At 72.5% G+C, this 8,801-nt stretch carries 9 protein-coding genes and 1 other RNA gene; 8 read left to right on the top strand and 2 right to left on the bottom strand.

Annotated elements, in window-relative coordinates:
* The 5 genes from VNL12_RS16090 to VNL12_RS16070 form a co-directional block, all read left to right on the top strand.
* Positions 1 to 343 (top strand): FAD-binding oxidoreductase (locus tag VNL12_RS16090; RefSeq protein ID WP_325595958.1); only part of this gene is annotated, 343 nt, incomplete at its 5' end.
* 10 nt (positions 344 to 353) lie between these two features.
* Positions 354 to 797 carry a hypothetical protein gene (locus VNL12_RS16085; RefSeq protein WP_325595957.1) on the top strand — a complete coding sequence of 148 codons (444 nt, stop codon included), beginning with the start codon at positions 354 to 356 and terminating at the stop codon, positions 795 to 797.
* Positions 794 to 2,251 (top strand): FGGY family carbohydrate kinase, encoded by a 1,458-nt coding sequence (locus tag VNL12_RS16080; RefSeq protein WP_325595956.1) that lies wholly within the window; start codon positions 794 to 796, stop codon positions 2,249 to 2,251. The genes VNL12_RS16085 and VNL12_RS16080 overlap by 4 nt, the downstream gene beginning before the upstream one ends.
* A gap of 139 nt (positions 2,252 to 2,390) precedes the next feature.
* The gene (locus VNL12_RS16075) at positions 2,391 to 3,299 is read left to right on the top strand and encodes a twin-arginine translocation signal domain-containing protein (protein WP_325595955.1); all 909 of its coding nucleotides are present in this window, start codon (positions 2,391 to 2,393) and stop codon (positions 3,297 to 3,299) included.
* Positions 3,300 to 3,316: 17 nt separating this feature from the next.
* On the top strand, positions 3,317 to 4,363 hold the full coding sequence (locus tag VNL12_RS16070) for a ferritin-like domain-containing protein (protein WP_325595954.1): 1,047 nt from the start codon (positions 3,317 to 3,319) through the stop codon (positions 4,361 to 4,363).
* 54 nt (positions 4,364 to 4,417) lie between these two features.
* Here VNL12_RS16070 and VNL12_RS16065 read toward each other — a convergent pair whose 3' ends face one another.
* A complete protein-coding gene (locus VNL12_RS16065; protein ID WP_325595953.1) occupies positions 4,418 to 6,520 on the bottom strand; it encodes an Ig-like domain-containing protein in 2,103 nt (700 codons plus the stop codon).
* Between the two features lie 31 nt (positions 6,521 to 6,551).
* Here VNL12_RS16065 and rnpB point away from each other — a divergent pair.
* The 3 genes from rnpB to VNL12_RS16050 all read left to right on the top strand — a co-directional run bounded on the left by rnpB (position 6,552) and on the right by VNL12_RS16050 (position 8,335).
* Positions 6,552 to 6,910, top strand: an RNA gene (gene rnpB, locus VNL12_RS16060) — RNase P RNA component class A.
* Between the two features lie 191 nt (positions 6,911 to 7,101).
* Positions 7,102 to 7,860, top strand: a complete 759-nt coding sequence (locus VNL12_RS16055) for a hypothetical protein (protein ID WP_325595952.1) — start codon at positions 7,102 to 7,104, stop codon at positions 7,858 to 7,860.
* Positions 7,861 to 7,876: 16 nt separating this feature from the next.
* Positions 7,877 to 8,335: a type II toxin-antitoxin system VapC family toxin gene (locus VNL12_RS16050; protein ID WP_325595951.1), complete on the top strand. Its 459-nt coding sequence runs from the start codon at positions 7,877 to 7,879 to the stop codon at positions 8,333 to 8,335.
* Positions 8,336 to 8,539: 204 nt separating this feature from the next.
* Here the strand turns inward: VNL12_RS16050 and VNL12_RS16045 are convergent.
* A partial coding sequence (locus VNL12_RS16045; RefSeq protein WP_325595950.1) for a DUF4352 domain-containing protein occupies positions 8,540 to 8,801 on the bottom strand: 262 nt, incomplete at its 5' end.

Below are 8,801 nucleotides of genomic sequence, written 5' to 3'. Positions count from 1 at the left end.
GCGAGCGGTGGAGGGCACGCTCGTGGCCTCGGCCCACCAGTCCCACAGCTACACCGACGGCGGCTGCCTCTACTTCACCTTCGCCGCCCAGGTCGACGCCGACGAACGTGACGCCTACTACCGAGCGGCGTGGGATGCCGGCACCCGGGCGGTGCTGGCCCACGGCGGTTCGCTGAGCCACCACCACGGGGTGGGCCTCAACCGGGCGCGCTTCGCCCGCGAGGCGCTGGGCCCGGCTCACGACGTGCTGGTCGCGGCCAAGGCGGCGCTCGACCCGTCGGGCATCCTCAACCCCGGCAAGCTGGGCCTGCCCTCGCCGTTCGGCGAGCTCGCCTGGCCCTAGCCCGGCCACCGTGACCGCATCTCCGAACCCCACCCGACCAGAGGGCACCGACTGGCGCCTCGCCGTGCGGGCCGGGCTCAACGGGCTCGTGTTCGTCGGGCCCGCGGCGATCGCCGGCCAGCTGCTCGCTGACGGCGACGGCCGGGTCCGCGGCGGGGCCGCACTCGTCATCGTCACCGTCCAGCTGCTCGGCTTCTGCTTCGCAGGCTGGGTCGTGCGGCGCTTCGAGCCCCTCTCGCCCGTCGCCACCTGTGCCGCCGCCGGCGTGGTGTGCTGGGCGATCCTGCAGGGCGCCGGCATCGTCACCTCGCTGCTGCGGGGCCAGGACCTGACGCCGCTCACCTGGGTCGCCACCGGCCTGCTCGCCGCCCTCACCGCCGCTGCGGGCGGCCTGCTGGCCCGTGTCGAGCGCGTGCCCCGTCGCCCGATCCGCTCACCGGAGGAATCCCCGTGACACCCGCCGAGAACCGCATCCTCGTCATCGACGTCGGCACCAGCAGCCTGCGGGCGGCCGTCGTCGGCGCCGAGGCGTCGGTGGCCCACGTCCACTCCCGGTCTCTGCTGCCCGAGTCGCCGGCACCCGGGCTCGTCGAGTTCGACGGGACGTTGATGGCGACGACCGTGCTCGAGGTGGCGCGCGCCGCTCTCGCCGCCGGCGGGCCGGTGGATGGGGTCGGCATCGCCAACCAGCGGGCCTCGACCCTCGTGTGGGACCGGGCCACCGGTGTCCCCGTGGCCCCAGGTCTCGGTTGGCAGGACCTGCGCACCATCGGCACCTGCCTGGAGCTGGCGGGCGAGGGCATCCGCATCGCCCCCAACCTCTCGGCCACCAAGGCCCACGCCCTGCTCGACCAGGTCGACCCCGAGCGCACCCGCGACCTCTGCGTCGGCACCGTCGACTCATGGGTCATCTGGACCCTGACCGAGGGCGCCCTCCACGTCACCGACCCGACCAACGCGGCCCTCACCGGGATGCGCACCGTCGAGGGCCGCGACTGGTCAGACGGCGTCCTCGCCCGACTCCGGATCACCCGCGAGTCGCTGCCGACCGTCGTCGACTCGGTGGGCCTCGTCGGCCCGGCCACGGCCCTCGAGGGCGCGCCTCCCATCGCCGGCATCGCCGGTGACCAGCAGGCCTCGCTCGTCGGGCAGGGCTGCGTCGCGCCGGGCCAGGCCAAGGCCACCTTCGGCACCGGCGGCATGCTCGACGTGATCGTGGGGCCCGAGCGGCCGCCCTTCGGTACCCGGGGCCCCGCCGGCGGCTTCCCGATCGTGACCCTCGGTCGCGACGGCGCCCTGACCTGGGGCGTGGAGGCGGCGATGCTCTCCGCCGGCACCAACGTCGAGTGGCTGCGCGACGACATGGGCCTGATCGCCGATGCCGCCGAGTCCCACCCCGTGGCGGCGTCGTGCGACGACAGCGAGGGCGTCTGGTTCGTGCCCGCCCTGCTCGGCCTGGGCGCCCCCCGCTGGGACTACGGCGCCCGCGGCACCCTCCTCGGCGTGAGCCGCGGATCGGGCCGGGCCCAGGTGGTGCGGGCCGTGCTCGAAGGTGTGGCCCACCGGGGGGCCGACCTCCTCGAGGCGGCCGAGGCCGACGGTGGGCTGCCGATCGCGTCGCTGCGCGTCGACGGCGGGATGAGCGACAACCCGACCTTCGTGCAGGCCCTGGCCGATGCCACCCAGCGGCCCATCGAGGTGTCGCCCGAGCGCGAGGCGACCACGCTCGGCGCGGCCTACCTGGCCGGGCTGGCCTCCGGCGTGTGGGCGACGGCGGAGGAGATCGCGGCCCTGTGGGCCCCCCGGATGACCGTGGAGCCGGCCCGCACCCTCGACCGGGACCGGTGGCAGGAGGCGGTACGGCGCTCGGCGCACTGGATCCCGGAGCTCTCGGGCCTGGACTTCTGACCCGGTGCCCTCGCCCTGCGGCCGGGGGCACCGGGCGCACGCTTCGGGACGTGAGGTCGTCGCGCACTAGACATGGGCGGTCCGTGCTGCTGCGCCGCCACGTGACCCCTGCAGGGGCGGCCCGACCCGAGGAGGACGCGTGGGGACCAGCCCGCCGCGACTGCCAGTCCTGACCGACCGAACCGAGCCCCTCCTGATCGATGCGCCCGCCGTCAACGGTGCGTCGCGACGCCGCTTCCTCGCCCGGGTCGCCGCCGGCGGTGCCGTGCTCGCCGCCGGCACCCAGCTCACCCCCCTCACCCGCCTGGCGCCCTTCGCCGGCGCCCAGGACGACGGCGAAGGCGAGGCTGAGGCCGGGTCCGAGCTCACCGAGGACGAGACCCGCGTCGCCTTCCTGGCCGGGCTGGCCCTCGCCTGCACAGAGGCGTACGCCATCGCCACCGATCCCACCTCCTCCCCGCTGCCCGAGCCGGTGCTCGAGGTCGTCCGCAGCTTCGGCCTCCACCACTCCGGTCAAGCCGACGAGCTCAACGACCTGCTCCCCACCGCCGTCGAGGAGCCCAACGCGACGCTGCTCGCCGAGCTCCAGGGCACCCTCGGCGCCGTCACGGAGCCGACCGATATGCTCACCGCGCTCGGCGACCTCGAGACCTCCGTGGCCGCCACCCACTTCAGCACCATCGGGGCGATGGAGGATCAGAACGACGCCCAGGTCGTCGCAGCCACCCTGCCGGTGGTCGCCCAGCACGCCGTCGTGCTGGGCTCTCTGGCCGGCGTCGAGGCCTCCGCGCTCATCCCCGACTCGCAGTCCGGTGATGGCACGCTCTCGGCCGAGTCCTACCCGGCCGTCCGGCCGGAGGGCGACGAGGGATCGGCAGCGTCGAGCACCGTGCCCGACGAGGACCCCGAGGCCAACGAGGGCGGCGAGGGCGTCGACCCGGGCGACGGCGACTCCGACGGAGGCACCGCCGACCCCGGTGACGGGACCGAATCGAGCGGGGGCGGCGCCGACGACGGCAGCGGCTCGACCGCCACCAACGAGGACTGAGAGGACAGCGGGCCGACATGCACCCTGACGACATCGACGAGCTGGTCCGCGAGGCGCAGCACATCCCCACCACCGCAGTCGCCCAGTGGCGAGAGACGGCGGGCCGCATCCTGGTTCGCTCGGACCCCGACGTCGTCGGCGCCCCGGGTCCCGACGGCCGCCGGCAGTTCCTCCGCCTCGGCGGAGGTGGCGTGCTCGCCGCGGCCGTGCTCGCGGCGTGCGGCAGCGACGAGGTGACGCCGCCGAGTGAGACCGGGGTGACCGAGCCCCAGCCGGCGGAGACCACCCTGGCGCCCCCGCGGGCCACCACACCGGAGGAGGGGGCGACCCAGGACTCGGTCGTCACCCGCACCCACCGCAGCCTCGAGCTGGCCGCGGTGCAGATCTACTCGGTGCTGCTCGACGACGACGAGGCCCTCGCCGAGGTCAGCTCCCTCCAGCGGCTCCGCGAGGAGATCACCTACGACGAGGGCACCTTGGGGATGCTGACGCTCCTGCGCAACCGGCACCGGACCCACGCCGAGGCGCTCGTGGGCCTGATCGAGACCGCCGGCGGCGAGCCGATCGCCACGGCCAACCGGGGCATCCTCGACGGCCTGCTCGGCGCCCAGATCGGAGACCTCACCACCCAGCGCGCGGTCCTCCAGTTCGCCGGCTCCATCGAGACCCTCGCCGCCGCCACCTATGCGTGGGGAGCGGGCACGCTCAGCACACCCCAGCTCCGCCAGAGCCTGATGGCCATCGGTGCGGTCGCGGCCCGCCAGGCCGCCCTGGTGTCGCTGCTGATCGACCCGACGGGCGCCAGCGCAGTGCCCGCCGCCGTGCTCGACACCTCGGGCCCGGCCCGCCTGCCGGAGTACATGCTCGTGGCCGACGGCCAGGAGGGCACCGACGCCCTCGCCGAAGCCGAGGAGGCGCCGGCCGACGACGAGGACGCCGAGGGCGAGGACGCGCCAGAGGGCGAGGACACCCCCGAGAGCGGGGACGCTCCCGAGGGCGGGGACGGCGGGGCGGAGGACTCAGCCGAGGGCGGCGACGGCGAGTCGACCGAGAGCGAGGGCTGAGGCCGTCCCCGAGGCCGAGCCGCGAAGACCTTTCCCGAGTGCGCTCGGGCGGGGTCAGAAGTTGAGTTCCTCGAGGTCGTCCGGATCGGTGATCGGCACCTCGAAGATGGGGCCGCCGTCGTCGGGATCGATGATCGTCGCCCCTTCGCTCTCGAGGAACCTGGCGATCTGCATCTGACCCATCTGGCGCCCTGTCAGCCGGGGGTCGATCAGGAAGCCGTGCGGGTTCGTGGTGGCCGTCGGCGTGAGGTCGTTGCGGTAGAAGGTCGTCACGTCCTCGAACCCGCCGGCCCGCATGAGCGTGGCGCTGGTCGGGTTGGGCACCGTCTCGTCGCCGAAGGCGAACTGGTACATCACCCGCTTGGGCGCCTCACCGGTCGGCGGCCGGAGGCGGATCAGCGGAGCGAAGGCCTCGGGGCTGCCGCTGCGGTTGATCCAGTTCGTCCGGGCCCCGACCTGTTGGATGGCCACCGCACCCGGCGCCGGTGAGGTCTCCGGGGGTTCGGCGAACAGCGGGGTCGACTCGGTGAAGCCGCGCCGCCCGTCGGCGCAGCCGCTGGGCCCGCCGTTGAGCAGCGGCGGCCGACGGTTGCCGAGCTCGGTGGTGACCGTGCAGCGGAACCCGGGCGAGAGCCGGGCGATCTCGAGGATGGGCCCGCCCGGCACGTTCAGGGCGCCGAAGGTGATCAGCGGATCGGCGCCCATCAGCATCGTGCCGTAGATGCCTCCGAGGCTCTGGGCGTAGTAGCCGATGCCGGTGCCGCGCAGGTCGATCGTGTCGTCGCCATCGACATCGACGCCGCGCGCGATGGCCCGGGCCAACGCCATGTTGTCGAGCGCGGTCTGGCGCAGGCCGTCGCGCAGGCCGATGCTGGCGAAGCGGGCGGGTTGGCTCCGGGTGCCGAGGCCGTCGCGGTCGTCGTACTCACCGTCGCCCTCGACGTCGACGGCCCGCCCGAAGCCCGAGAAGCGCTCGGTCGTCAGCGGGACCGCGAGCTGCACCCCGCTCTCGGTGGCCGGGCCCCGGGAGTGGCCGACAGGGTCGATGGCGATGGTGGCGATGCCCTCACGCAGGTTCTCATCGGCGGCGAGGAAGACGTCGTACTTCGAGCGGGTCACGCCGGGGCCGAAGATGGCGACGGGCCAGCCGTCGGCCGGCTGGGGTCGGGTCGGCGTGGCCTGCGGGGTGATGAGGATGAAGCCCACCCGGTCATGCTCCGTCGGGGAGATCACCGGGTGCCGGCTGGGTCGGCGGGCGATGGCCCGGTTGGCGTCGATCCACTGCGGGGACAGGTACGACCCGAAGGCGACGGTCCCACCGTCGGGCGAGAACCGCCGGCTGTCGAAGACGGTCTCCTCGACCAGCGGGTCGTCGTCGCCCACCTCGAGGTCGTTGAAGCGCAACGGGCGCACCACGTTGGCCGCCGAGTACACGCGCCGCTCGCCGTCGATCACGAAGTCGAGGCCGCGCTGGTCTTCGGGGATCCCCGCCGAGGTGTAGGCGGCGCCGGAGTCGAGCTGGCGGCGGTACTCGCGCAGCTCGCGGGTGGTGGTCATGGTGGTGAACGTCGAGGTGCCCGACTGGCCGTTGATCGCGTCGGTCACCACGATCTCATAGGTGGTGCCCTCGAGCAGCTGGCGCTCGGGTTGACCCGCGAGCACCGTGCCGCTCAGCACCAGGCGCCCCAACCCAACGCGCCCCGCCTCCGTGTCGTCGCCGACGGGGTGGAGGTAGAGGGTGTCGGGATTGACCCGGGCCACGTCGATGGGTTCGTTGAAGCGCACCGTCACCCGGGGGTCGAGGTCGAACCCGTCGAGCTGGTTGATCAGGTTGAGCTCGAAGCAGTCCGAGAGCCGGGCCGTGCAGTCGGGACGGGGCAGGTTCACCCGCCGGCCGGTCAGCTGGGTGGCATCGGCGACGGTGGTGGCGTCGGAGGGGCCGATCACGAGGGCGTCGGGTGGCGGCGTGCACGCCGCCAGCCCGCCCGCGCCCAGCAGGAGCAGGGCGGTGAGCGCGACGGTGACCGCGTTCCGTGGACGTCGCACCGTTGGCACCATCGTCATCTCCTCCTGCCCCCGGGGGCCGTTGGACCGCTCGCGCCGGGCGATGTCGGGCCCCCGACGATTTTCGCCGTCGGCCCGCCGGTCCCTGTCCACGCCCGGCCCGAGTACCCTATCGCGCTGGTGGTGAGCTGGCCGGGTGACCGCGGTTGGCCCGGTGCGAACCGGGTCGGCTGAGGAAGGTCGGGGCTCCCCAGGGCACGGTGCTGGTGAGAGCCAGGACGGGGCGACCTGTCGGTACAGGGCAACAGAGAGCAGACCGCCGATGGCCTCCGGGCACAGGCAAGGTTGAAACGGTGCGGTAAGAGCGCACCAGCGTCGTGGGCGACCACGGCGGCTAGGCAACCCCCACCGGGAGCAAGGCCGAACAGGGACAGGGTGGCCCGCCCGTCACGTCCCAGGTGGGCCGCACAGATGGATGGTCACCCATCGGGACCCCCGCAAGGGACCCGAGGACAGAACCCCGCCTACAGGCCAGCTCACCACCACCACCACTCGACTGACCAGGGGACATGATCCGCTGCGGCGGCATGGGTTCACGAGGATCCCAACAAAGGGCCCTCGAGCATTCGCGGTGACCGCCCTGATCCCGGGTCCGCTGTCGCGCGCTCTGCGTACGGTGCTCCACATGGATGACACCTCCGCCTCCCCAGCGTCGCCCAAGTAGCCTGCTCGCAGTGGCTGGCGACGACTCTGTGACGTTCCGCCTTGATGGCGAGGTGACGATCGGCCTTCTGTCCGACGCGCTCCGCCGCTTCTCCAAGGTGCTCGATGAGCTCAGCCGGGTCCGCGACGCGCACGTGGCGTGGGTGCTGTCGGGTCTCGAGTACGGCAGCGCCATGACGACCGCACGGGCGATCCCCCTCGACAAGGAGTCGGCGGCCGCTGTCTCGGACATCGTGGAGGACTACCTTGGGGCCGCCCGCCAGGTCGCTCGGGGAAATCTCGACCCTGACCGGCCGATCTTGCGCCTGGTGGGAGACCTCGCCGCAGTGGCTGACGACGAGCACCCCTTGGTGCTGGAGACGGCCGAGGACGACGTCATCTTCACTGGACAGTCCGCACCACCGGCTCCGCCAAGCGCCGCGCCGGAGATGACACGGTCTCTCGGGGCGATCCGAGGCCGCATTGAGACCCTCTCTCACCGCGGCGGCCTGCGCTTCACGCTCTACGACCTGACCAACGACCGTCCGGTGTCCTGCTACCTCCGAAGTGAGGACGAGGCGATGATGCGGGGCGCTTGGGGACGGATCGCCGACGTCACCGGCACCATCACCCGTGACGCCGCGACCGGCCGACCTCGGGCGATTCGACGGGTGAGTCGCGTCGACCTGATCGCCGAGGGTGACAGCCTCGGCTACAAGCAAGCCCGCGGTGCCATCCGTCTCGACGGTCCCGCCGAGCAGGTGATCCGCCGGGTCCGGAATGCCAGCTGAACCACGGCCCATCTAAATGGACGCCAGTGTTCTCATCGCCTACATCGGTGAGGAACCCGGGCGCGCCGACACCGTCGCTGCGCTCCTTGAGGACGCCCGCCAGGGCAGGGTCAAACTGCTGACCTCCGTGTTGTCGGTCACGGAGGTGGCCTACGGCGCGGAGGAGGCGGCCGGCGGGTTGACGGCCGAAGGTGAGGCTGCGATCGACAAGCTCTGGGAACCAGCCTCACCGATGACCATCGTCGATGTGTCCCAGGCTCTGACCCGCGCGGGGCGTGGACTGATCCGAGCGGCCAAGCAAAGGCAAGTCAGCGCCCCTGGTTCCATCGATGCGCTCCACCTGGCGACGGCGGTTCTCCACGGCTGCAAGGAGATCTTCACCTACGAGAAAGAGGCGACACGCACCAAGTGGGCCGCCGCCACGGGTCTCCCAATCTCTGAGCCCTACGTCGACGAACCGCCGCTCTCGTTCTAGCGCCGTCCCCGGCCAACCCATGACGGAACGGGCGGCGGCATCGCATCGGGCACGCGGCCATCGCGACGCAGGCGTCTCTGCGATGCCCGCGATCAGCCGGTGATGGGCGCTCGAAGTCCAAGGTTCAGTGCGATGCCCCACATGGCGAGGATGCTACCGGGCCGCCGAAAGGGACCGGCCTGGCGACGCTGCGAGCAGCCCAGGTCAGAGCAGGAAGACCGACCCGGTAGCGGTGAAGTTGCCCTTGACCCGCAGCTCCAGGTCCGTCGCCTCCTCACCCACCTCCAGGTACAGCCAGCCCTTGCGGGTCGCGCCTGCGGGCACATCGCCATCGATGGACGGCTCGTCCGACGTGGTGAAGGTGATGTCCCACGCTTGGCCCTCGGAGTCAACGACCTCGACGGCGCCAAACGTCGAGAACGTCGTGGTCTCATCGCCGGTGTTCACGATCGTCAGCTCGACGCCG

The organism is Iamia sp. (genome assembly GCF_035575815.1).
Taxonomy (GTDB): domain Bacteria; phylum Actinomycetota; class Acidimicrobiia; order Acidimicrobiales; family Iamiaceae; genus Iamia.
This window is presented reverse-complemented; position numbering and strand designations above follow the sequence as displayed.

Bases quoted from the DNA above. Each gene is read 5' to 3' on its own strand.
- VNL12_RS16070 (WP_325595954.1), top strand. From the start codon at position 3,317: ATGCACCCTGACGACATCGACGAGCTGGTCCGCGAGGCGCAGCACATC.
- VNL12_RS16050 (WP_325595951.1), top strand. From the start codon at position 7,877: ATGGACGCCAGTGTTCTCATCGCCTACATCGGTGAGGAACCCGGGCGC.